At 71.4% G+C, this 24,165-nt stretch carries 19 protein-coding genes, 1 tRNA gene and 1 pseudogene; 18 read left to right on the top strand and 3 right to left on the bottom strand.

All coding sequences use genetic code 11. The features are described from left to right. The first annotated feature begins 87 nt into the window (after positions 1-87). The 12 genes from PGN25_00455 (at position 88) to selB (ending at position 15,108) form a co-directional block, all read left to right on the top strand. Complete coding sequence (locus PGN25_00455) at positions 88-2,238, top strand: tetratricopeptide repeat protein (protein ID MEH3116125.1); 2,151 nt, start codon at positions 88-90, stop codon at positions 2,236-2,238. Further along, on the top strand, positions 2,219-3,463 hold the full coding sequence (locus PGN25_00450; GenBank protein MEH3116124.1) for a DegT/DnrJ/EryC1/StrS family aminotransferase: 1,245 nt from the start codon (positions 2,219-2,221) through the stop codon (positions 3,461-3,463). Before PGN25_00455 ends, PGN25_00450 begins: the two co-directional genes overlap by 20 nt. Next, a complete protein-coding gene (locus tag PGN25_00445; protein ID MEH3116123.1) occupies positions 3,460-4,239 on the top strand; it encodes a WbqC family protein in 780 nt (259 codons plus the stop codon). Before PGN25_00450 ends, PGN25_00445 begins: the two co-directional genes overlap by 4 nt. Before the next feature lie 29 nt (positions 4,240-4,268). Beyond that, positions 4,269-5,066, top strand: a complete 798-nt coding sequence (locus PGN25_00440; protein MEH3116122.1) for a phytanoyl-CoA dioxygenase family protein — start codon at positions 4,269-4,271, stop codon at positions 5,064-5,066. After that, on the top strand, positions 5,063-5,803 hold the full coding sequence (locus PGN25_00435) for a class I SAM-dependent methyltransferase (GenBank protein MEH3116121.1): 741 nt from the start codon (positions 5,063-5,065) through the stop codon (positions 5,801-5,803). The genes PGN25_00440 and PGN25_00435 overlap by 4 nt, the downstream gene beginning before the upstream one ends. Positions 5,804-6,231: 428 nt before the next feature. Continuing rightward, positions 6,232-6,726 (top strand): GNAT family N-acetyltransferase, encoded by a 495-nt coding sequence (locus tag PGN25_00430; GenBank protein MEH3116120.1) that lies wholly within the window; start codon positions 6,232-6,234, stop codon positions 6,724-6,726. Positions 6,727-6,827: 101 nt separating this feature from the next. After that, entirely contained in the window at positions 6,828-7,169 is a 342-nt protein-coding gene (locus PGN25_00425; protein ID MEH3116119.1) for a hypothetical protein, read from the top strand. Positions 7,170-7,297: 128 nt separating this feature from the next. Further along, complete coding sequence (gene fdnG / locus PGN25_00420; protein ID MEH3116118.1) at positions 7,298-10,378, top strand: formate dehydrogenase-N subunit alpha; 3,081 nt, start codon at positions 7,298-7,300, stop codon at positions 10,376-10,378. Positions 10,379-10,392: 14 nt separating this feature from the next. Beyond that, entirely contained in the window at positions 10,393-11,337 is a 945-nt protein-coding gene (fdxH, locus tag PGN25_00415) for a formate dehydrogenase subunit beta (GenBank protein MEH3116117.1), read from the top strand. Positions 11,338-11,400: 63 nt separating this feature from the next. After that, positions 11,401-12,126, top strand: a complete 726-nt coding sequence (locus PGN25_00410) for a formate dehydrogenase subunit gamma (protein MEH3116116.1) — start codon at positions 11,401-11,403, stop codon at positions 12,124-12,126. Between the two features lie 17 nt (positions 12,127-12,143). Next, a complete protein-coding gene (gene fdhE / locus PGN25_00405; GenBank protein ID MEH3116115.1) occupies positions 12,144-13,121 on the top strand; it encodes a formate dehydrogenase accessory protein FdhE in 978 nt (325 codons plus the stop codon). Positions 13,122-13,182: 61 nt separating this feature from the next. Next, positions 13,183-15,108, top strand: a complete 1,926-nt coding sequence (gene selB / locus PGN25_00400; protein ID MEH3116114.1) for a selenocysteine-specific translation elongation factor — start codon at positions 13,183-13,185, stop codon at positions 15,106-15,108. A gap of 135 nt (positions 15,109-15,243) precedes the next feature. Here the strand turns inward: selB and selD are convergent, their stop codons facing one another. Continuing rightward, a complete protein-coding gene (gene selD / locus PGN25_00395; GenBank protein ID MEH3116113.1) occupies positions 15,244-16,290 on the bottom strand; it encodes a selenide, water dikinase SelD in 1,047 nt (348 codons plus the stop codon). Positions 16,291-16,476: 186 nt separating this feature from the next. On the opposite strand from selD, the gene PGN25_00390 reads away from it, so the two are divergent. The 6 genes and pseudogenes from PGN25_00390 (at position 16,477) to PGN25_00365 (ending at position 21,391) form a co-directional block, all read left to right on the top strand. After that, positions 16,477-17,367, top strand: coding sequence for a putative selenate ABC transporter substrate-binding protein (locus tag PGN25_00390; GenBank protein MEH3116112.1), 891 nt, complete (start codon positions 16,477-16,479; stop codon positions 17,365-17,367). 17 nt (positions 17,368-17,384) lie between these two features. Then, complete coding sequence (locus tag PGN25_00385) at positions 17,385-18,053, top strand: ATP-binding cassette domain-containing protein (GenBank protein MEH3116111.1); 669 nt, start codon at positions 17,385-17,387, stop codon at positions 18,051-18,053. Beyond that, positions 18,050-19,585 (top strand): ABC transporter permease, encoded by a 1,536-nt coding sequence (locus PGN25_00380; protein MEH3116110.1) that lies wholly within the window; start codon positions 18,050-18,052, stop codon positions 19,583-19,585. Before PGN25_00385 ends, PGN25_00380 begins: the two co-directional genes overlap by 4 nt. Positions 19,586-19,618: 33 nt before the next feature. Further along, a complete protein-coding gene (gene selA, locus PGN25_00375) occupies positions 19,619-21,013 on the top strand; it encodes an L-seryl-tRNA(Sec) selenium transferase (GenBank protein MEH3116109.1) in 1,395 nt (464 codons plus the stop codon). Positions 21,014-21,072: 59 nt separating this feature from the next. Further along, positions 21,073-21,165 (top strand) — tRNA-Sec (locus PGN25_00370). Between the two features lie 103 nt (positions 21,166-21,268). Beyond that, positions 21,269-21,391, top strand: a pseudogene (locus PGN25_00365) (IS3 family transposase). Between the two features lie 194 nt (positions 21,392-21,585). On the opposite strand, the gene PGN25_00360 reads toward PGN25_00365, so the two are convergent. Next, positions 21,586-22,893: an RNA methyltransferase gene (locus tag PGN25_00360; GenBank protein MEH3116108.1), complete on the bottom strand. Its 1,308-nt coding sequence runs from the start codon at positions 22,891-22,893 to the stop codon at positions 21,586-21,588. Between the two features lie 217 nt (positions 22,894-23,110). Beyond that, on the bottom strand, positions 23,111-23,857 hold the full coding sequence (locus tag PGN25_00355) for a TlyA family RNA methyltransferase (GenBank protein ID MEH3116107.1): 747 nt from the start codon (positions 23,855-23,857) through the stop codon (positions 23,111-23,113). Between the last annotated feature and the right edge of the window lie 308 nt (positions 23,858-24,165).

The following is a 24,165-nucleotide window of genomic DNA, read 5'->3' as shown; positions in this document are numbered from 1 at the left end:
GGCGGTCGTGCGCGCCGTGCCGGCACGGCGTTAACGGTACGTTAGCCCTACGAATCTTAACTGCTGTCCGGTTCAGGAAGGCCGGGCATGGTCCATCATCCTACAGCGCACGCCCCGGGGCGGCAGGCCGCCGCGAAACCGGTCGCGCGCTACCTCGCCAAGGCGGCCGCGCACAGCGCGGGCGGGCGGATCGACAAGGCGCGGCGCAACCTCCAGCTCGCGCTCGAAGCGGCGCCGGACCATGCCGTCGCCCATTTCGAACTCGGCGTGCTGACCAGCCGGACCGAGGCGCCGGGACCGGCGGTGCCGCACTTCGTCGCCGCCCTCAGGGCGGAGCCCGAGCAGCCGCGCTACTGGCTCGCCCTCGCGGTCACGCTGCTCGTGCTGAACCGGATCGGCGAGGCGCGCGCCCTGATGGAGCAGTTTCGCGATCGCGGCCTCGACGACGAATCCCGCTCCGTCCTGAGGGAGTTCGCCGACCATGCCTTCGCCCGGGGGCAGGAGCGCTACAACGCGGGCGATCCGGCCACGGCGGAGATCCTGGCCGGTCTCGTGATCGGCCTGGACGAGACCCACGCCAACGCGACCCATCTCGCCGGCGCCGTCGCCGCGACGAAGGGCCGCTACCAGCAGGCCTTCGACCTGTTCAGCATCGCGATCTACCGCGAGCCCGACAACGCCGCCTATTTCAGCAGCCTCGGCGCCGTCCTCATCACGATGGGCGACTACACCGGCGCCGTCTCGGCCCTGGAGCGGGCGGTCGCCCTCGACCCCGACCTGGCGATCGCGCATGCGAACCTGTCCGGCGTCCACCAGCGCGTCAGCCGTCACAGCGCGGCCGTGACCCATGCGCGGCGCGCGATCGCGCTCGATCCCGGACTCTCCAACGCGCACAACAATCTCGGCTGCAGCCTGAAGAGCCTCGGCCGACTGCGCGACGCGATCGCGAGCTTCGATCGGGCACTCGCGGCCGATCCCGGCCATCTCACGGCCCATTCCAACCGCCTGTTCGCCAAGCTCTACGCCGAGGGCGTTCCGCCCGCCGACTACGCCGCCGACGCGCGCAGCTTCGGCGCGCGCTTCGCCGACCCGCTGCTGCGGCGGCGCTCCTTCGCCAACGACCGCGATCCCGACCGCCGGCTGCGGATCGGCTTCGTCTCGGGCGACCTGTGCACCCACGCCCTCGCCCGCTTCATCGAGCCGTTCCTGCGCCACCTGGACCGGACGCGGTTCGCGGCGCGCGCCTACATGACCCAGGCTGCGGAAGACGCGGTTTCGGCCCGCCTGCGCACGCTGTTCGACGGCTGGCACAACGTCGCCGGCCTCGACGACGACGAGACCGCCGACCTGATCGAGGCGGATGCGATCGACATCCTCGTCGACCTCTCGGGCCACAGCGCCGGCCACCGCCTGCTCGTCTTCGCCCGCAAGCCGGCGCCGGTTCAGGTCACGTGGATGGGCCATCCGGCGACGACGGGCCTGCGCGCCATCGACTACCGGCTGACCGATTCCGGCCATGACGCGCCCGGCCTGTCGGAGCCCCTGCATACCGAGACGGTGTGGCGGCTGCCCGGCGTCTCGGCCACCTACGAGGCGCCGGATGGGATCCCTCCGGTGCGCGAACGGCCGCCGTTCGCGGACAACGGCTTCGTCACCTTCGGCGCCATGAACCGCTTCGAGAAGATCGGCGACGGCGCCCTGGAGACCTGGGCCGAGATCCTCCGGGTGCTTCCCGAGGCGCGCCTGTTCATGGTCGTCGCCGACGTCGAGACGCCGGAGATCCGGGCACAGGTCGAGGCGCGGCTGTCGCAGGCCGGGCTGCCGCTGGAGCGGATACGCCTCCACCCGCGCGTCACCGCCACCTACTTCGAACTCTACCACACGTTCGACATCGCCCTCGATTCGTTCCCCTACAACGGCGGCACGACGAGCTGCGACACGCTCGCGATGGGCGTGCCGCTGATCGCCCTGGAGGGCAGCCACGCGGTGGCGCGCGGCGGCGTCGCCGTCCTGACGGCCGTCGGGCTGACCGAGTTCGTCGCCGAGACGCGGGAGGACTACGTGGCACGCGCCGTCGCCCTCGCGCGCGATCCCGACCGCCTGCGCGCCATGCGAGCCGGGCTTCGCGAGCGCGTCTTCGCCAGCCCGCTGATGGATCATCCGCGCCTCGCTGCGGATGTGGGCGAGGCCTTCCGCACCATGTGGAGGCGTTGGGTCGATGCAGCCCGCTCCGCTTGAACCCGCCCGCGCAGCGGACAGCCCCCTCCTGCCGGAGCTTCCGGTGCAGGCGGCCCTGCGCCGGCTGGGGCAGGAATTCTCCGACATCCTCGACGCGGCCGCCATCGGGGCGGACAGCGCGACCGACCCGATCTACGTCACGCGGCCCTTCCTGCCGCCGCTCGAAGAGTTCGAGCCGCTGCTGCGGCAGATCTGGCGCACGCGGATCCTGACCAACGGCGGCCCGTTCCACCGGGAGTTGGAGGAGCGCCTGTGCACCCATCTCGGCGTGAGGCAGGTCGCGCTGTTCAACAACGCGACCACCGCGCTGATCGTGGCCCTGCGGGCGCTCGACCTCACGGGCGAGGTGATCACCACGCCCTATTCCTTCGTGGCGACCTCGCACGCCCTGCTGTGGAGCGGGCTGACCCCCGTCTTCGTCGACATCGATCCGGCGACCCTCAACCTCGACCCCGCCCGGATCGAGGCCGCCATCACCCCGCGCACCCGCGCGATCCTGCCGGTCCACTGCTACGGCCGGCCCTGCGACGTGGAGGCGATCGGGGCCATCGCCGACCGGCACGGGCTCAAGGTGATCTACGACGCCGCCCACGCCTTCGGCGTGCGCCACCGCGGCGCAAGCGTGCTGAACCACGGCGACCTGTCGGTCCTGAGCTTCCACGCCACCAAGGTGTTCAACACCTTCGAGGGCGGCGCGATCGTCTGCGCCGATGCCGGCATGAAGGACCGGATCGACAAGCTGAAGAACTTCGGCTTCGACGACGAGACGTCCGTGATCGGGGTCGGGCTCAACGGCAAGATGAGCGAGCTGAACGCGGCCTTCGGCCTCGTCCAGCTCCGGCACATCGACGCGGCGCTGGCCCACCGGAAGGCGGTCGATGCGGCCTACCGCGAGGGCTTGCGCGACATTCCCGGCATCCGCTGCCTCGACGCGGCGGCGGACGGCTCGGCCAACTACGCCTATTTCCCGATCCTGGTCGGGCCCGATCATCCGCTCGGACGCGACGCGCTCTACGAGGCGTTCCGGCGAGAGGGCATCCATCCGCGGCGCTACTTCCATCCGCTGATCTCGGATTTCCCCGCCTACCGCACGCTGCCCAGCGCCCGCCGGGAGGATCTGCCCGTGGCCGCCGCCGCCGCCGACCGGGTGCTGTGCCTGCCGATCTACCCGGATCTCGACGCCGCGACCGTGGCCCGGATCGTCGAAAGGATCGCGCGGCCATGACGACGCCCGTCACGGCGGCGATCATGCAGCCGTACCTCTTCCCCTATATCGGCTACTTCCAGCTCATCGCGGCCGTCGACCGGTTCGTGATCTACGACCGCGTGAAGTACACCAAGAAGGGCTGGATCAACCGCAACCGCTTCCTGCGCGACGGCGCGCCGGTGACCTTCACGCTGCCGCTGGAACGGGATTCGGACCACCTCGACATCCGCGAGCGGCGCGTGGCGGCGGGGTTCGAGCCGGGCCGGCTCTGCGCCCAGATCGCGCAGGCTTACCGTCGCGCGCCGCATGTCCGCGAGACGATGCCGCTGGTGGAGGAGGTTCTGGGCTATGCCGGTGCCGACCTGTTCGACCACCTCCGGCACGGATTGGTGCGGACCTGCGCGCATCTCGGTCTCGGGACGCCGATCCGCACGGCCTCCGAGATCGAGGAGGCGACGGACCTGCGGCGGCAGGATCGGGTGATCGATCTCTGCGAGCGCCTCGGGGCCTCGACCTACGTCAACCCGATCGGCGGCACGGCCCTCTACGACCCGGCCGCCTTCGCGCGGCGCGGGATCGCCCTGCGCTTCCTGCGCACCCGGCCCTTCGCCTACCCGCAGGGCCCGCACCCCTTCGTGCCGTGGCTGTCGATCCTCGACGTGCTGATGTTCAACCCGCGACCCACGCTCACCGCCGTCCTGGCCAGTGGCTACGACCTGATCGCGGGCGAGGCGATCGCCGGGCCCGGCGGGCCTGCCGCCTCGTCCGAGCCCGGCCACGAAGCGGCGGCCTGATCACCCTGTTCCGTCCCGAGGAGAAATCCATGGCCATCCCCGCTTCGCACGACGCCGCGTGGTTCGACGAACAGATGCAGCGCAAGGGCTGGGTCCTGTTCGAGGGCGTCGTGCCCGCCGCCGACCTTCCCGCCCTCCGCCGGGCCGTGCTCGACAGCGTCGCCGATTGCGGGCGCCGCCAGGTCGAGGGCGGGGCGACGGCCGCGCCGGACGGGACCGCGCACCACGCCGTCGGCCAGTATCCGGCCCTGGACCGCTTCCTCGAACAGGACTGGCTCGACGGCCTGATCTCCCGCTACTTCGACGGGGCGGCCTACATCCTGCACGCCTTCAATCCGGCGAGCGTCGGCCCGTCCGCGACGAGCTATCTCCACCGCGTCCACCGCGACGTGCGCACCTTCGGCGGCGGCTTCCGGCTGATGCTGAACATGCTGGTGATGGTGGACCCGTTCACCACCGAGAACGGCGCCACGCACGTCCTGTCGGGCTCGCATCATGCGCCGGCGCCGCCGCCGGAAGCGGTGTTCCGGGCCGAGTCCGAGCGGCTGGTCGGTCCGGCCGGCAGCATCGTGCTGTTCGACTCGAATCTCTGGCACGCGGCGGGCAGCAACGTCACGGACACCACCCGCACCGCGCTCACGCTCAGCTTCAGCCGGGCCTTCGTCAAGCAGCAGATGGATTATCCGCGCTTCCTCGGACCGGATTACGGGGGGACGGCCTCGCCGCGGATGCGCCAGCTCCTCGGCTTCAACGCCATGGTGCCGACCTCCTACGACGAGTTCTACCAGCCCGCCGCGCGCCGGCTCTACCAGGCGAACCAGGGATGACGCAGGCCCGCGACTACGACCGCGAGGGCGCCCAGATCGGCGACCGCCGCTACAACTACGACTTCGACGCCATCACCCGGCGCTACATGATGCGCGCGTTCACGCCGTTCCTGCCGCAGGGCCGGGCGCTCGAACTCGGCTGCTATCTCGGGGAATCGACCGAGTGGCTGACGGGGCTGTACACCGACCTCACCGTGGTCGAGGCGGCGCCGACGCTGGTCGAGAAGGCGCGGGAGAAGGTGGGGGGCGCGCCCCGCTTCATCTGCTCGACCTTCGAGGCGCTGGACCTGGAGGAGACGTTCGACGCGATCTTCCTGATCAACACCCTCGAACACCTGGACGATCCCGTCCTCGTCCTGAAGAGGGTCCGCCGCTGGCTCACGCCGACGGGACGGCTGTTCCTTCTCGTGCCGAACGCGAACGCTCCGTCGCGCCAGATCGCCGTGAAGATGGGGCTGATCACGCACAACAGCGCCGTGACCCCGGCCGAGGCCGCCAACGGGCACCGGAACACCTTCTCCTTCGATACGCTGGAGCGCGCCACCCGCGATGCCGGCCTCGCGACGCTGCATCGCGGCGGCCTGATCTTCAAGGCGCTGGCGAACTACCAGTTCGACGCGGCGCTGGCCGCCGGCATCGTTTCCGACGCCTATGTCGAGGGCTGTTATCACCTGGGAAACCAGTACCCGGACATGACCGCCAGCATCTATCTGATCTGCGGGCGGGGCGAGGACTGATACGCCATCCGGTCGATGAGTTCGGCCTCTCTTGCGTCCTTGCGAGGCGAAGCCGTGGCAATCCAGGGCGCGCCCTTTCCGGACCTGTCGCGTCCTGGATCGCTTCGCTGCCGCTCGCGATGACGGAGGGCGACGAAATCCGAAGCGATCGATCGGAAACGGTATGAGAACCTGTTTGACTGTAGTGATCCCATCTCGCCCCTCATCCTGAGGTGCCGCGTGAGCGGCCTCGAAGGGTGCTCCAGATCCCGCGCGGAACCTGGAGCACCCTTCGAGGCCTCCGCTCCGCTCCGGCACCTCAGGATGAGGGTTCAGGATGGGAGTAGGATCTTCCTCTCGCCTTGCCGTTGCCTGACGAAGACACGGCAGCCGGTCAAACAGGCTCTGAGCCACCCCGGGACCGGCGGCCCTTGCCGACGTTGGAGACCGTGATCGAACCGTGCTTCCACCGGAACCGCTCCGGCCCCGAGGATGTCCGCACCCATCTGACGGCCTGCGCGGGAGCCTTCACGCCGCCGCTGGGCGAGCGCGTCGATCTCCCGGACTACGCCGCCAAGCTGGCGGCGCGGGCCGAGCGGTTCGAGGCCTGGGCGGGTCCGGCGCTGGTCGGCCTCGTTGCCGTCTACTGCAACGACCCCGAACGCAGCCGCGCCTTCGTGACGAATGTCAGCGTGGCGCCCGAGCGGGCCCGCGCCGGCCTCGGACGCCGCCTCCTGAGGTCGGCCATCGTGCATGCGCGCGGCCTCGGCTTCCGGCAGCTCGCCCTCTCGGTCGATCGGCGGGCCGGCGCATGCCGGCTGTACGAGGCGCTCGGCTTCGCGGTCGAGGGAAGGGAGGGCGACACCCTGCACCTCTCGCTCGACCTGACGCCGGGCCCGGCCGAAGCGAAGGCTGCCCCGCCCGGGGAAAGCGGCCGGCCCTGAACCGCGGTCGGCAGCGCGCCCGCTCCGGACCCGCGTTCCGGAACCGCCCCCGGCACCTGACGTTACCCGGCCACCGTCCCGACCGGAGCCGGAAGATCCCGATGTCCTCGTTTCCCCGCCCCCTCGCGGCGCTTGCCGCCCTCGCCCTGCTCGGCGCCGAGCCGACGATCGCCCGGGCCGATCCCGGCCAGATCAAGGGCCAGGACGTGATGGGCGACAAGAGCCGCAGCGCCAACGACGGCTGGAGCCAGGCGCCGGTCCCGCGCGAGGAATCCGCGGCCAAGGACGCGCCCGATCCCGGCGGCCGGTCGACGGAGCGGAACAAGGATCGTCCGGTGCCGAAGGCCGGCGAGGGCGGCGGCGACGGCACCGATCCGCAGCAGCCCCTCGACCACCGCACGCCCGGCCCCTCCGGACACAATCCGGCTCAGCCCACGAAGTGATCGGCCGACCGGACAGGACGCGCGCGATTGATTGCGGCGAAAGATGCCGGCGCGGCATGCCGGCACTTGCCTCCGGAGCGCGTTCCTGCGAGGTCTTGGAGTAAGAACAGCTCTAACGAGGACGTGCGATGACGGTGCAGGTATCCCGGCGCGGATTGCTGAAAGGCATCGGCGTCGGCTTGGCCGGGGGGACGCTCGGCGCCCTCGGCTTCGCTGACCTCCAGCCGGCTGCGGCCGCCGCCGTGCGGCCCTTCAAGCTCGCGCAGATGCGCGAGACGCGCAACACCTGCCCCTACTGCTCGGTGGCCTGCGGCGTCATCCTCTACAGCCTCGGCGACCATTCGAAGAACGCCCGCTCGGCGGTGATGCACGTCGAGGGCGATCCGGATCACCCGGTCAACCGCGGCACGCTCTGCCCCAAGGGTTCGAGCCTGCTCGATTTCGTCCGCTCCGAGACCCGCACCAAGTACCCGCAATACCGGGCCCCGGGCTCGTCCGAGTTCAAGCGCGTCTCCTGGGACTTCGCGCTGGAGCGCATCGCGACGCTCCTGAAGGAGGATCGCGACAGGAACTTCCTGGCGAAGAACGGCGACCTCACCGTCAACCGGTGGACCACCACCGGCTTCCTCGCCGCCTCGGCCACCACCAACGAGACGGCGTGGCTGACCTACAAGACGGTCCGAAGCATGGGGGCCCTGGTCTTCGACAATCAGGCCAGGGTCTGACACGGTCCTTCGGTCGCCAGTCTGGCGCCCTCCTTCGGCCGCGGTGCGATGACCAACCTCTGGATGGACATCAAGCACGCGGACCTCATCACCGTGATGGGCGGCAATGCCGCCGAGGCGCACCCCTGCGGCTTCAAGTGGGTGGTGGAAGCCAAGGCGCACAACAACGCCAAGCTCATCGTCATCGATCCCCGCTTCACCCGCACCGCGTCGGTGGCCGATCTCTACTGCCCGATCCGGCAGGGGACCGACATCGCGTTCCTGTCCGGCGTCGCCAGGTACCTGATCGACAACGACAAGCTTCAGCACCGCTATCTCGCGGCCTACACCAACGCCGCCTTCGTCGTGAAGGAGGGCTTCGACTTCAGCGAGGGCCTGTTCTCGGGCTACTCGGAGGACAAGCGCGACTACGACAAGACCACCTGGGACTACGAGATCGGGCCGGACGGCTACGCGGTCGTCGACGAGACGCTGCAGCATCCGCGCTGCGTGATGCAGCTTCTGAAAAAGCACATCGCCGTCTACACGCCCGAGATGGTCGAGCGGGTCTGCGGCTCGCCCAGGGAGACCTTCCTCAAGGTCTGCCGGATGATCGCGGAGACGTCGACACCCGACAAGGTGATGACCTCGCTCTACGCCCTCGGCTGGACGCACCATTCCAAGGGCTCGCAGAACATCCGCTCGATGTGCATCGTGCAGACGCTGCTCGGCAATATCGGCATGCTCGGCGGCGGCATGAACGCGCTGCGCGGTCACTCCAACATCCAGGGGCTGACCGATATCGGGCTGATGAGCAACCTCATCCCCGGCTATCTCAACATCCCGATCGAGAAGGAGCCGGATTACGCGAGCTACATCGCCAAGCGGCAGTTCAAGCCGCTGCGTCCCGGCCAGATGAGCTACTGGCAGAACTACAACAAGTTCTTCGTCTCGTTCCAGAAGTCGATGTGGGGCGAGCACGCCACCAAGGAGAACGACTGGGCCTACGACTACCTGCCCAAGCTCGACGTGCCGACCTACGACGTGCTGCGCGGGTTCGAGCTCGCCAAGCAGGGCAAGATGACGGGCTACGTCATCCAGGGCTTCAACCCCCTGCTGTCGTTCCCCAACCGGGCCAAGATGACCGAGGCCTTCTCCAAGATGAAGTTCCTCGTGGTCATGGACCCGCTCCAGACCGAGACGGCGCGCTTCTGGGAGAACCACGGCGAGTACAACGACGTCGATCCCGCGAAGATTCAGACCGAGGTCTTCGAGCTGCCGACGACGCTGTTCGCCGAGGAGGAGGGCTCGCTCTCGAATTCCTCGCGCTGGCTGCAATGGCACTGGCAGGCGCAGGAGCCGCCGGGCGAGTGCCGTTCGGACATCGAGATCATGTCCGGGATCTTCCTGCGCATGAAGGCGATGTACCAGAAGGATGGGGGCGCCTTCCCCGATCCGATCGTGAATCTCACCTGGAACTACGCCATCGGCGAGTCGCCGACGGCGGGCGAGCTGGCGCGTGAGCTCAACGGCTACACGCTGGCTCCGATCCAGGACCCGACCGGCGCGACGATTCCCGCCGGCAGGCAGGTGGACGGCTTCGCCCAGCTCAAGGACGACGGCTCGACGGCCTGCGGCTGCTGGATCTATTCCGGCTGCTACACCGAGAAGGGCAACATGATGGCCCGCCGGGACAACACCGATCCCGGCAACCGCGGCATCGCGCCGAACTGGGCCTTCGCGTGGCCGGCCAACCGGCGCGTGCTCTACAACCGCGCCTCCTGCGACCCGGAAGGGAAGCCGTGGTCGGAGAAGAAGAAGCTCATCGAGTGGAACGGCAAGAGTTGGGTCGGCTTCGACGTGCCGGACTACGGCGCCGCCGTCGCGCCCGACAAGGGCATGGGCCCGTTCATCCTGAACCAGGAGGGCGTCGCCCGTCTCTGGACCCGGGGGCTGATGCGCGACGGGCCGTTCCCGACGCATTACGAGCCGTTCGAGTCGCCGGTCGCCAACGTCGTCTTCCCGAAGATCAAGGGGGCGCCCGCCGCCCGCATCTTCAAGGGCGACCTGGCCGAGCTCGGCACCTCGGACGAGTTCCCCTACGCGGCGACGAGCTACCGGCTCACCGAGCACTTCCACGGCTGGACCAAGCACGCCCGGATCAACGCGATCCTCCAGCCGGAGGCCTTCGTCGAGATCGGCGAGGAACTCGCGAAGGAAAAGGGCATCGCCAAGGGCGACTGGGTCCGCGTCTGGTCGAAGCGCGGCTCGATGAAGGCCAAGGCGGTGGTGACCAAGCGCATCAAGCCGCTGATCTGCGACGGCAGGCAGGTCCACGTCGTCGGCATGCCCCAGCACTGGGGCTTCATCGGCCAGACCAAGAAAGGATGGCACCCGAACTCGCTGACCCCGGTGGTCGGCGACGCCAACACGGAGACGCCGGAGTTCAAGGCGTGGCTCGTCAACATCGAGCCCACGACGCCTCCGGCGGACCGGGTCGCGTGAGGGAGGGCTGAGACATGGCAGACTACAGCTCCCTCGACATCCGCCAGCGCTCCGCCTCCACCGAGACGGCGCCGGCGATCCGGCGGCACGAAGAGGTCGCCAAGCTCATCGACGTCTCCAAGTGCATCGGCTGCAAGGCCTGCCAGGCGGCGTGCGAGGAGTGGAACGACCTGCGCGACGACGTCGGCGTCAATGTCGGCGTCTACGACAACCCCCACGACCTCACCCCGAAGTCGTGGACCCTGATGCGGTTCACCGAGTACGAGAACCCGGAGACCAACCACCTCGAATGGCTGATCCGCAAGGACGGCTGCATGCACTGCACCGAGCCGGGCTGCCTCAAGGCCTGCCCGTCGCCCGGCGCGATCGTGCAGTACTCCAACGGCATCGTCGACTTCGTCGAGGATCACTGCATCGGCTGCGGCTACTGCGTGAAGGGCTGCCCCTTCAACATTCCCCGCATCTCGAAGACCGACAACAAGGCCTACAAGTGCACCCTGTGCTCGGACCGGGTCGCGGTCGGCCAGGCGCCGGCCTGCGCCAAGTCGTGTCCGACCGGCGCGATCATGTTCGGTACCAAGGAGGCGATGGTCGAGCAGGCGTACGACCGGGTCGAGGACCTCAAGTCCCGCGGCTTCGATCAGGCCGGCCTGTACGATCCCAAGGGCGTCGGCGGCACGCACGTGATGTACGTGCTGCACCACAACGACAAGCCGCACCTCTACAACGGCCTGCCGGACGATCCGAAGATCTCGGCCCTGGTCGCCTTCTGGAAGGGCGGCGCCAAGGTGTTCGGCCTCGCCACCATGGGCTTCGCCGCGCTGGCGGGCTTCTTCCACTACGTCACCGCCGGCCCCAACGAGGTGGCGCCGGAGGAGGAGGAGGAGGCCATCGACATGAAGGACGGCCGCGGCCACGCCTCCGGCCACGACCGGGGCGAGAACCGCCCCTCCGCCTGAACCCCTCGGGACGCGCCCGTCGCGGGCGCGTCCCTCGTTCGAATCGTCGAGTCGAAGTCGGCCATGACCATCCACACGGATCTCCGCGACGGCGAATCCCGCCCCATCCGGGAGGTGAGGTCGGACGCGCCGGAGGTGATGTACGTCCCGCGCTACACCGGCGTGCAGCGCGTCAACCACTGGATCACCGCGATCCTGTTCACGCTGCTGACCCTCTCGGGGCTGGCGATGTTCACGCCCTACCTGTTCGCGCTCACCGGCCTGTTCGGCGGGGGCCAAGCGACGCGGGCGATCCACCCGTGGTTCGGCGTGGCGCTGATGGCGAGCTTCGCGCTGCTGTTCGTCCGGTTCTGGCGCCTCAACATCCCCAACCGGGACGATGTCGAGTGGTCGAAGCGCATCGGCGACGTGGTGACCAACCGCGAGGACCGGCTGCCGGAACTCGGCAAGTACAATGCCGGCCAGAAGGGCGTGTTCTGGGGCCAGACCGCGCTGATCCTGATCATGTTCGTCACCGGCCTCGTGATCTGGGACCAGTACTTCTACCCGCTGACCACCATCGAGACGAAGCGCTGGGCCCTGCTCGCCCATTCGCTGGCCGCCGTCGTCGCCATCGCCATCATCGTCGTGCACGTCTATGCCGGCATCTGGGTGCGCGGCACCGGCCGGGCGATGGTGCGCGGGACGGTCACGGGCGGCTGGGCCTACCGCCATCACCGCAAGTGGCTCCGTCAGATCGTCGGCGAGCGCCCGGTGAAGACCGGCTCGGTCGACAAGCGCGGCGGCTGATCCGGAGCACGCGAACCTTGGCCCGTTTCTTCAAGCGCACGCCCGCGAGCGCGGGCGATGCCGTCTCCGACGCGCCGCGGCCGGAGCGCCGCCCCCGCGAGATCCAGCCCGATCCCGACCAGATCGGCATTTCCGGCTCGGTCCCCTTCGTGCGGCTGCCGGACCCCGCGCGCCTGTTCGCGGAGCGGGCCAAGCGCTTCGCGGCCCTCGCCCCCGGTCACGCGCTCGGCGCCTATCTCGGCTTCATGGCCCGCGTCGCCGAGGCGCAGGCGAAGGTGCAGGCGGGACGGGCGATCGCGCCCGTCCCGCCGACCGACCTCGACCTGCGGCTGGAGCACGGCATGCCGGCGCTCGCCCGCAACCTCGTCACCGACGATCCCGCCTGCCTCGCCTGCATCGACGCGCTGATCGCGGCGGTCGATCTGACGGGCGCTCCGGCCGAGGCGGCGGCGGCCCGCGACGGCCTGCGCGCCGCGAGCGCGGAGGACCGGCTCGACCTCGCGACGCAGATCTTCGAGGGCGCGTTCCCGGTGGAACGGATCGCCGAATGCGTGTTCGTCGCCGCCGGGCTTCAGGTCCATCTCGCGGCCTGCGCCGCGGCGCTCGGCCGGACGGCGCTCAAGCCCGTCGCCGACGGCGTCTGCCCGGCCTGCGGCGGCGCCCCGACCGCGAGCCTGATCGTCGGCTGGACCCCGGCCGACAAGGCCCGCTACCTGTCCTGCTCGCAATGCGGCACGCTGTGGAACCACGTGCGCATCCGCTGCACCGCCTGCGGCTCGGGCGAGGGCGTGAGCTATTACGGCCTCGACGAGGTCTCGAAGGACGTTCAGGTCGAGACCTGCACGGCCTGCCACAGCTACCTCAAGCACCTGCACCAGCACCGGGACGCGGCCCTCGACCCGGTGGCCGACGACATCGCCTCCTACGGCCTCGACCTGAAGATCGCCGAGGCGGGCTTCCGCAAGGCGGGGCTGAACCTGCTGTTCGTGAGTTGAGCCGTCGAGGCCGCGCCCGCCGCGCGGCGTCCGATGTCCTGACCATCGAGATCGTTCGACCTTGCCCATTCCGGATCGCGGCATCCCTGCAGCGAAGAAATCGCTCCTCGTCGGCGTGATCGGCCATGTCGATCACGGCAAGACCGCGCTCGTGCGCGCGCTCACCGGCACCGACACGGACCGGCTCAAGGAGGAGAAGCAGCGCGGCGTCTCGATCGTGCCGGGCTTCGCCCTGCTGCGGCCGGCGGGTGAGGAGGGCGAGATCGACCTGATCGACCTGCCCGGCCACGAGCGCTTCGTGCGGGCGATGGTCTCCGGCGCCACCGGCATGCGGGCGGTGCTGCTCGCGGTGGATGCCCGCGAGGGACTGAAGCCGCAGACGATCGAGCATCTGGAGATCGCCCGCCTGATCGGCGTGCGCCGCGGCGTGGTCGCGCTGACCAAGTGCGACCTCGTCGGGCCGGAGGCCATCGCCGCGCGGACGGCGGAGGTCGCGGGCATCGCCGCGCGGGCCGGGCTCGAGGCCGTCACCGTGGTGCCGACCTCGGTCGTCGCCGGCACCGGCCTGGGCGACCTCGACGCCGCGCTCGCCGCCCTGCTGCGCGCGGCGCCCGCCGCCCGGGACGACGGCTTCCCCTACCTGCCGGTCGACCGCGTCTTCGCACGCCCCGGCTTCGGCACGGTGGTGACGGGGACGCTGCGCCGCGGGCGTCTGTCCGTGGGCGACCGGGTCGCGGTGATGCCGGGCGGCGCCGTCGCCACGGTGCGCGGCCTTCAGATCCACGGCCGCCCGGTCCAGAGCGCCGAACTCGGCCGGCGCACGGCGGTCGCCCTGCGCGGCGTCGAACGGGCCGACCTGCACCGGGGCCAGGCGCTCGCCGCCCCCGACCTGTTGGAGGCCGGGCGCTGGATCGATGTCGGCCTCTCGGCCGTCGCGGGCGCCGATCCGCTGCCGAGCGGGACGCGGGCGCGCCTGCTCGCCGGCACGGCGGAGGTGAGCGTGCGTCTGCGCCTGCTCGACCGCGACGTGCTGGAGCCGGGGCAGACGGCGCCGGCGCAGGTCCAGGCGGAGGAGGACGTGGCGGTGCCGGCCCGCGAGCCGTTCATCCTGCGCAGCGACGCGCCGCCGGCCACCATCGCCGGCGGACGGGTGCTCGATCCGCTCTCGCGCCGCCGCCGCCGCAACGACGCGCGGGTCCTGGCCGAACTGGCGGTGCTGGCCGAGGGGCGGCCGAAGGAGATCCTCGCGGCCCGGCTCGCCCGCGAGGGGGCCGCGGGCGCACCGTTGATCGACCTCGCCCGGCTCGTCGGCATCGCCCCCGATCGGGTCCGGCGCGGTCTCGCCGAGATCGGCGCGCGCGAGATCGGCGACCGCTTCCTCGGCGGCCCCGCCTTCGCAACCCTGCGCGCCGCCCTGCTCGACGCGCTCGGCCGGCATCACCGCGACCACCCGATGGAGCACGGGCTCACCCTCGACCGGCTCGCCCGCGCGGTGCGGCAGGACGAGGGGATCGTCTCGGCGGCGCTGCGCGATCTCGTCGGCACCCGCGAGGCGGTGCAGGCGGGGCCGCTGTTCCGGCGTGCGGATTTCGATCCGGCGCGCAACGAGACCGAGCACGTGCGGGCCCTGGAGGCCCTGTTCCGGAAGGGCGGCCTCACGCCGCCCGACGAGAGCGAGGCGGTCGGCCGCGACCTCCGCCGCCAGCAGGCGCTGAAATACCTGCTGGCCTCGGGCACGCTGATCCGCGCGGTCGACCGGGTGCAGAAGCGCGCGATCCTGTTCCATCGCGAGGCGATCCAGACCGGCAGGACCCGGCTCGCGGCGGAATTCGGAACCGAGGCGCCGGGCTTCCTCGCCAAGGAGGCCGGTGCGGCGCTCGGCATCTCGCGAAAATTCTCGATCCCGCTGCTCGAACACCTCGACGCGGTCCGCTTCACCCGCCGCATCGGCGACCGCCGGGTGATCCTGGGGGAGGGGGCGGAATGAGGGTCTCTCACGAAACGCCCGCTGTGCCGCCGCGCCCGAGAAGGGGAGACGACCGGTGACCGGGCGTTTCGTCAGGCACTCTGAGCTGCATCCCTGCCGGCACCGTGGCGTTTCCGGACCGCGACGGCCCCCGGATCAGTTCACCCGAAGACCCGGAGCGGCGGCCTCGATCCGCCCGACGACCGCCGCCTGGGCGAAGCCGCCGGCCCGGATCGCGGCGAGCAGCGCCCCGGCCCGTTCGGGCGCGCAGGCGACGAGCAGGCCGCCGGAGGTCTGCGGGTCGGCGAGCAGGTGGCGGCGCCACTCGGGGAAGGCGTCGGGCAGCGTCACCGCCTCGCCGTAGGCGGCCCAGTTGCGGTGCGAGGCGCCGGTGACGAAGCCGTCCCGCGCGAGCCCCTCGGCCCGGGCGAGCACCGGCACGCGATCCGCCTCGATCACCACGCGCACGCCGCCGGCCCGGGCGAGTTCGAGCCCGTGGCCGAGGAGCCCGAAACCGGTCACGTCGGTCATGGCGTGGACGCCTGCGTCCTTCGCCAGATCGGCGCCGATGCGGTTCAACCGCGTCGTGGTGTCGATGAAGGCGGCATAGTCCTCCCGCGACAGCGCCGCGCGCTTGATCGCCGCGGAATAGACCCCGACGCCCAGCGGCTTGGTCAGGATCAGCGCGTCGCCCGCCCGGGCATCGGCGTTGCGGCGCACGTCCTCGCGGCGGCAGGTGCCGATCACGGCGAGCCCGTAGATCGGCTCCGGCGTGTCGATGGAATGGCCGCCCGCGACGGGGATGCCGGCCTCGGCGCAGAGGCTCGCGCCGCCCTTCAGGATCTCGGCCACGGTCTCCGGCGCGATCTTGCCCACCGGCATGCCGAGGATCGCGAGCGCCATGATCGGCCGTCCGCCCATGGCGTAGACGTCGGAGATGGCGTTGGTCGCGGCGATGCGGCCGAAATCGAAGGCGTCGTCCACCATCGGCATGAAGAAGTCGGTGGTGGCGATCACGCAGGTGCCGTCGTCGAGCGCCCAGACGGCGGCGTCGTCCGAGGTCTCGTTGCCGACGAGGAGGCGCTCGAACGGCCCGGCCGCGGGCTGGTCGGCGAGCAGCCGGCGCAGGACGCCCGGATCGAGCTTGCAGCCGCAGCCGCCGCCGTGGGCGAGCGCGCTCAGGCGCACCGGTTTCTCGTCCATGGCGTCGTCTCCTGTGGATGCGTGATCGAGCGGGCGTGTCGCGACCATTCGCCCCTTTGTAAGTCGCGCGCGTCCTGTTGGAAGAAGCGTATCGTCGCTCGATGCAAAGAGCCGCGATCGCTCAAGTCGAGGTCCGCACCGGGCGGCGTCCCGCCCGAAGGGTGCCAGATCGTCGGAGTTTCCGATATGATTGCGCGGTTTGCCGCCGTCACGATGCTCGCCGTGCTCGCCCGGAGCGTCGTGGCCCCCGCGCCCTCCGCCGCGGAGGAAGGCGCCAAGCCGCCCCTCGTCTTCACCGGCATCCCCGATCAGGACGAGAGCCGCCTCGTCGAGCGCTTCGGCAAGGTCGCGCGCGCGCTCGAAGCCAAGCTCGGGGTGCCGGTGCGCTACATCCCGGTGAAGAGCTACCCGGCCGCGGTGACGGCCTTCACCAACGGGCAGGTGCAGCTCGCATGGTTCGGCGGCTTCACCGGCGTCCAGGCCCGTCGGGCCGTGCCGGGCGCCCGGGCGATCGCGCAAGGAGCGGAGGACGCCGCCTTCAGGACCTACCTCATCGCCAACACGCGGGCCGGCCTCGACGCCTCGAGGGACTTCCCGAAGGCGATCGAGGGAAAAACCTTCACCTTCGGCGCGCGCGCCTCGACCTCGGGGCGGCTGATGCCGGACTTCTTCATCCGGCAGGCCTTCCCCGGCCGCACGCCGGAGCAGGTGTTTTCCCGCGTCGGCTTCTCCGGCGACCACAGCCGCACGATCCAGCTCGTCCAGTCCGGCGCCTTCGCGGTCGGTGCGGTCGATTTTTCCGTCTGGGATCTCGAGACCAAGGCCGGCAAGGTCGATCCGGCGGCGGTCCGCGTGATCTGGGAGAGCCCGCCCTTTCCCGACTACCAGTGGACCGTGCGCGGCGATGTCGAGGCGACCTACGGCGCCGGCTTCACCGAGCGGCTGCGGCAGGCGCTGATCGGCCTCGACGATCCGGTGATCCTGGCGCCGTTCGGCCGCTCGAAATTCGTCCCCGTCGACAACGCCGCCTACGCGCCCCTGGAACAGGTCGGCCGCGAAACCGGCCTGCTCGACTGATTTCTTCCGGGCCGGCCTTGCCCCATCCCCCGATCGTGCTCGCCGACGCCTCGGCCGCCTATCGCGGCCGGACCGTGCTCACGGGCATCGACCTGACGATCCGGGCGGGAGAGCGGGTGGCGCTGCTCGGCCGCTCGGGCGCCGGCAAGTCGACGCTGATCGGCCTGATCCACGCGCAAGCCGCCCGCGACATCGCCCTGGTGCCGCAGGCGGCGGCCCTGGTGCGTCCGCTCTCCGTCTTCCACAACGTCTATATGGGCCGGCTCGACCGCCGCTCGACCCTGCACAACCTGCGCACCCTGGTCCGCCCGGCCCGCGCCGACGTCGAGGCGGTGCGCGGCGTGCTGGGATGCGTCGGTCTCGCCGACACGCTCTGGGCGCGGGCGGGCGAATTGTCCGGCGGCCAGCAGCAGCGCGTGTCGATCGCCCGCGCGCTCTACAACGGCCGTCCGATCCTGCTCGGCGACGAGCCGGTCTCCGCCCTCGACCGGCGGCAGGGCGCCGCGGTGCTGGAGCGGCTGCGCGAACGCCACGAGACCCTGATCCTGGCGCTGCACGACGTGCCCCTGGCGCTCGCCTTCGCGCAGCGGATCGTCGTGCTCGCGTCCGGCCGCATCGTCCTCGACGCCCCCGCGCGCGACCTCGACGCGGCGGCGCTGGCGCGCTTCTACGAGCCGCCGCCGTGAGCGTCGGCCTCCTCCGGCAGCCCCTGAGCTATCGCGCCGCCAGCGCGGGCTTCGCCGCCGCGGCCGTTGCGGCGCTGTTCGTCGCCGACCTGCGCGTGGCGAGCCTCGATCCGTGGGCGGACCTGCGCCGGCTGCTCGCCGGGCTGCTCCGGCCCGACTTCGCCGCCGTGGTGCCGGCCGGCATCGCCGATACGGTGGCCTTCGCCGTGCTCGGCGTCGGCCTCGGCGCGACGGCCGGCTTCGGGCTCGCCCTGGTCTATCCGCGCTCGCGGGCCGTGCGCCTCGTCTGCGCGGGCTTTCGCGCCGTGCACGAACTGTTCTGGGCGCTGCTGCTGATGCAGGTCTTCGGGCTCTCGGCCACGACCGGGCTTCTGGCGATCGCGCTGCCCTATGCCGGCATCTGCGCCAAGGTCTATTCCGAGATCATCGAGGAGGCCGACCTTTCGGGCTTACGGGTACTGCCGCCGGGCACGGGCACCGTCTCGGCCTTCGCCTATGCCCGCCTGCCGGAGGTGGCCGCCGCCTTGCGCCACTACACCCTCTACCGCTTCGAGTGCGGCCTGCGCTCGACCCTGGTGCTGGGCTTCATCGGCCTGCCGACGATGGGCTTCCACCTCGAATCCGCCTTCCGCCAGGGCCGCTACGGCGAGGCGGCGGCGCTCCTCCTCGTGTTCTACGCGCTGATCGGCACCCGCCGGATCTGGGTCCGGGCGCGCACGCTGCCGGTTCTCGTCGCGGCAAGCCTGTTCGCCCTGCCGGCCACGGTCGGAACCACCGGTGTCGGCGCCGGGCTCGTCCGTTTCTTCACCCAGGCGATCGTGCCGGCGCCGCCGCGCGAGGGCGCGCTCGCCGATCCCGACACCTGGACGCGGCTGTGGGGCTGGTTCCGGCCGATCCTGACGCAGCAGATTCTGCCGGGAACGGTGCAGACCCTGGTGCTGGCGCAGATCGCGCTGGTGGCGAGCGCGCTCGGCGCCCTGGCGCTGTTCCCGCTCACCGCCCGCCGCTTCTCCGGGCGCCTCGGCCGGCCGCTCGGGCGGACGCTGCTCGTGGTGGTCCGCTCGACCCCGGAATACATGCTGGCCTACCTCCTGTTGCAGCTCATCGGGCCGTCGATGCTGCCGGCGATCCTGGCGCTGGCGATCCACAATGCCGGCATCGTCGGCACTCTGATGGGCCGCCATGCCGACGGGCTCGAAGACCGGCTCGACGCGCCGACAGGGCTCAACCTCTACGCCTACGAGACGCTGCCGCGGCTCTACGGCCAGTTCCTGGCCTATTGCCTGTACCGCTGGGAATTGATCCTGCGCGAGGGCGCGATCCTCGGGCTGCTCGGGGTCGCGACGCTCGGCTTCCACGTCGATGCCGCGATCAGCGAACTGCGCATCGACGTGGCGCTCGTGCTCATCCTCGCCACCATGCTGCTCACCATGGCCGTCGAGGCGCTCTCCCGCCGCCTGCGGCGTGCGCTGCGGATCGCGACCCTGCCGACGCGGCTGTCGCGGCCGCTTGCCGCGCCCGAGGGCGGTTGAGATGCGCCCGGCCCACCCGCGAAAAGCCCTGACATGAGCGCTCCCCCGCCCGACCGTCCCCCGTCCGTCGAGCGCCTGCTCACGCACGAGGCCGCCGCCGCCGCGACCGCGACCTACGGGCGCCGGGCGCTGACCGACGCCGTCCGCGCGGTCCTCGCCGAGATCCGCGAGGGCCGCACCGAACCGGCGGGCGCGGACGCGCTGCTCGCCCGCGCCGAGGGGCGCCTGGAGGCGGAGAACCGGCCCTCGCTGCGCCCGGTCTTCAACCTGACGGGGACCGTGCTGCACACCAATCTCGGCCGCGCGCCCCTGCCGCCGGAGGCGGCGCGGGCGGTGGCCGCGGTGATGACGGGGGCCTCGAACCTCGAATTCGATCTGGAGCGCGGCGAGCGGGGCGAGCGCGACGACCATGTCGAGGCGCTGGTCTGCCGGCTCACCGGGGCGGAGGCGGCGGTCGTCGTCAACAACAACGCGGCGGCCGTCCTGCTCGTGCTCAACGCGCTGGCGATGCGCAAGGAAGTCGTCGTCTCCCGCGGCGAACTCGTCGAGATCGGCGGCTCCTTCCGGGTGCCCGACGTGATGGCCCGGGCCGGCTGCCGCCTGCGCGAGGTCGGCACCACCAACCGCACGCATCGGCGCGATTTCGAGGAGGCGATCGGTCCCCGCACCGGCCTGGTGATGAAGGTGCATGCCAGCAACTACGCGATCCGGGGCTTCACCGCGGCCGTCTCCGAGGGCGACCTCCACCGCCTCTGCGGCGAGCGGGGCGTGCCCTTCGCGGTCGATCTCGGCAGCGGCAACCTGATCGACTTCTCCGCCTACGGCCTGCCGCCGGAGCCGACCGTGCGCGCGGCGCTGGCCACGTCCGATCTCGTCACCTTCTCCGGCGACAAGCTGCTCGGCGCGGTCCAGTGCGGGATCGTCGCGGGCCGGCGCGACCTCGTCGCCCGCGTGCGCAAGAACCCGCTCAAGCGCGCGCTGCGGGTCGACAAGATGACCTACGCCGCGCTGGAGGCGACCTTGCGCCTGTACCTGCATCCCGAGCGCCTGCACGAGCGGCTGCCGACCCTGCGCCTGCTGACGCGGGCGCAGGCCGACATCGCCGCCCAGGCCGAGCGCCTGCGGCCGGCCGTGGCCGAACGCATGGGGGAGGGCGCGCGGGTCACGGTCGAGCCCTGCACCAGCCAGATCGGCTCCGGCGCGCTCCCCGTCGAGACCCTGCCGAGCGCCTGCCTCGCGTTCCGGCCGCCGCCGTCCGCCGGGCGCCGGGGGGAGGGGGCTTGGCTCAAGCGCCTCGCCGCATCGCTGCGGGCCCTGCCGGTGCCGGTGGTGGGCCGGATCTCCGACGGAGCGCTGCGCCTCGACCTGCGCACGCTCGAGGACGAGCCGGGCTTCCTCGCGTCCCTTGAGGCACGCGTGCCTGCCTGACGCGTTTGTGCCCCCGTGTCGCGGTGCCTTCCACGCGCCGCCGTGCTAGATCCGGAATCGGAGGCGAACGGGGCCTGGTGGCCCCCCTGGTCTTCAAAACCAGTGCTACGCCAACAGCGTAGGGTGGGTTCGATTCCCATCCGCTTCCGCCATCCCCGCCGCCGTCCTGCCCCGGGCGCGCTGTAGCTTTGATCGGCCCCCACATGAGTGGTCCGCCCTGAGGTATGGCCTGCGGGCCAGGACGAGGACGGACCGATGGGAACGAAGCGGCACAAGCCCGAGGACGTGGTCGCCAAGCTGCGGCCGGCGGACGTGTTGATCGCGCAAGGTCAAAGTGTGGCCGATGTGATCCGAGCTCTCGGCGTGACCGAGGTGACTGCAGGACCGCTCCTCGCGGCCTCACAGGCTGCATCAATCCACAGCCAGCGCTCGCGATGACGGAGTGGGGCGAAACCCGAAGCGATCGATCCGAAACGGGATGATTTGAAACCGTCTTTCGGGACGATGCTCACGATTCCTGATTTCGCATCGTCTTCTCGGACAAGCCGGTCACCACCTTTCTGGACAATGCCTTAGCGCGGGCGCCGCAGCGTCCGGCCCGATCCCGTGTCGCTCCCCTTGCCGCCCCCCTTGCGCACGTCCTTGCGGAACACCCCGACCAGCTCGACATGGCCGGACCACGCGAACTGGTCGACCGGCGTGACCCGCTCCAGCCGGTAGCCGCCGCCGATCAGGGTCGCCGCGTCGCGGGCGAAGGTGCCGGGATCGCAGGCGACGCCGACGACGAGGGGCAGCTTCGCCTCCGCGATCCGGCGCGCCTGGGCCTCGGCCCCGGCCCGCGGCGGGTCGAACACCAGGGCGTCGAGCGCGTCGAGCTCCGGCCCGAGCAGGGGGCGGCGATAGAGGTCGCGGGCCTCGGGGGTGATCCGCCCGAGGCCGGCCCCGGCCCGGTAGGCGCGGGTGAGGGCGGTGATCGAGGCGGCCTCGCCCTCGACCGCGTGGACTTCCCGCCCCCCGGCGGCGAGCGCCAGGGCGAAGGGGCCGCTGCCGCAGAACAGGTCCGCGAGCCGCTTCACCTTCTTTCCGCCCTCGACGGCTTCCAGCACCAGGGCGGTCAGGGCCGCCTCGCCGGCCTCGGTCGCCTGGAGGAAGCCGCCGGGCGGGGGCACGCGCCGGGCCGGCCCCGCGCCGACGGCCGGCGGGCGGCGCTCGACCACCACGTCGCCGTGGATCGACAGCCGGGCGAGGTCGAGTTCCCCGGCGAGCCGGGTGAGGACGCCGCGCACGCCTTCGCTCACCGGCCCGTGGCCGCGGATGTCCACGTCGAGCCCCGCCGCGGTCGCGGTGGCGGCGACGTCCAGCGGCTTGCGGCCGTGCCCGAGCGGGGCGGCGAGCGCTTCCGCCACGGCGGGCGCCCGGTGCAGGCCCGGCACGGTGATCGGGCAATGCGCGATCGGCACCAGCGCGTGGCTGCGCGCGGCCATCAGCCCGGCCCGCGCCCGGCCCTCGATCTCCCGCACGTGCAGGGTGATCCGCCGCCGCCCCATGCCCCGGGCATCGACGAGGGCCGCGACCTCGGTCTCGATGCGCGCCTGGGCCAGCGCCTGGACGACGATGCCGCGCTTCCAGTCCGCGTAAGGATCGGGGGCGAGGTGCTGCACGGCGCAGCCGCCGCAGGCCGGGAAGGAGGGGCAGAACGGCGCGATCCGCTCCGGGGAGGCCGCCTCCACGGCGCGAAGCGCGCCGATGCGGCCCTCGCGGCGCACGCGAACGCGCTCGCCGGGCAGGGCGCCGGGCACGGGCAGGCCGTCCGCGGCGAGGCCGTCGCCGCGGGCGCCGAGCCGGGCGATGGTCAGGGTCTCGTCGGGGGTGTCGGTCATCGATTCAGAGCCTGTTTGACAGCGGTGATCCCATCTCGCCCCTCATCCTGAGGTGCCGGAGCGCAGCGGAGGCCTCGAAGGGTGCTCCAGGGATCGCGCGGGGATCCGGAACACCCTTCGAGGCCGCTCACGCGGCACCTCAGGATGAGGGTGGGGATGGGAGCATGGCCTTCTTGCCGTTGCTTGGCGAAGACATGTCGGCCGGTCAAACAGGCTCTCAGTCATGGGCGTTGCGGCGGCCGGCGACCAGGAATTCCCTGTTGCCGTCGCCACCTTCGATGGGGGAGGGGATCGGCCCCGCCACGGTGAAGCCGAGGCCGGCGAGCACGGCGCGCACGCCCTCGCAGACTTCGGCATGGACTTCCGCGTCGCGCACGATGCCGCCGCGCCCGATCCGCTCGCGCCCGGCCTCGAATTGCGGCTTGATCAGCGCGGCGATCGCCGCCTCTTCGGAAAGCTGCGCGGCGACCGTCGGCAGGACCAGCCGCAGGCCGACGAAGCTCACGTCGATCGTGGCGAGCCGCGGAGCGGGGGCGATCGCGCCGGGGGGAAGGGCGCGGATGTCGGTGCCCTCCAGGCTGGTCACCCGCGGGTCGGCGCGCAAGGACGCGTCGAGCTGGTCGCGGCCGACATCGACGGCGTGGACATGCGCGGCGCCCCGGCGCAGCAGCACGTCGGTGAAGCCCCCGGTCGAGGCGCCGACATCGAGGCAGGGCAGGCCGGTGGGGTCGAGGCCGAAGGCGTCGAGCGCCGCGGCGAGCTTGAGGCCGCCGCGGGAGACGTAAGGATGCGGGGCCGACGCCTCGATCCGCGCGCCCTCCCCGATCGGGTCGGACGGCCGCGTCACGAGGCGGCCGTCGGCGCTGACGAGGCCGGCCTCGATCGCCGCCCGCGCCTGCGCCCGGCTGCGGAAATGCCCGCGCTCGACCAGGAACCGGTCGGCGCGCCGCCGCTCGCCCGTCATGGATCCTCCTCCGGCGGAAGCGCCGCCGCGTCATCGTGATGGGGCGGTCCGGCCCGCCCCTGTCGAAGGGCGCGGCTTTGCCTTACCGAGAGCATCGTCCCGAAAGGTGGCTGCCGGCGTGTCTGAAAAGACGATGCACAATCAAAAACCGAGAGTATCGTCCCGAAAGGTGGTTGCCGGCTTGTCTGAAAAGACGATGTTCCGGAAGCCGTTTCGCGTCGCGCGAGGCCGGTCGCCCGCCTCTGCCGGGTAGCCCGCATCCCGCGGCGCCTCAAGCGACCGCGCGGGCCCGAAGGGGCCGGCAAGGA

The sequence above is a fragment of the Methylorubrum populi genome (genome assembly GCA_036946625.1).
Taxonomy (GTDB): domain Bacteria; phylum Pseudomonadota; class Alphaproteobacteria; order Rhizobiales; family Beijerinckiaceae; genus Methylobacterium; species Methylobacterium populi_C.
Note: the sequence above shows the minus strand (reverse complement) of the source record. Positions and strands in the feature narration are given on the sequence as shown.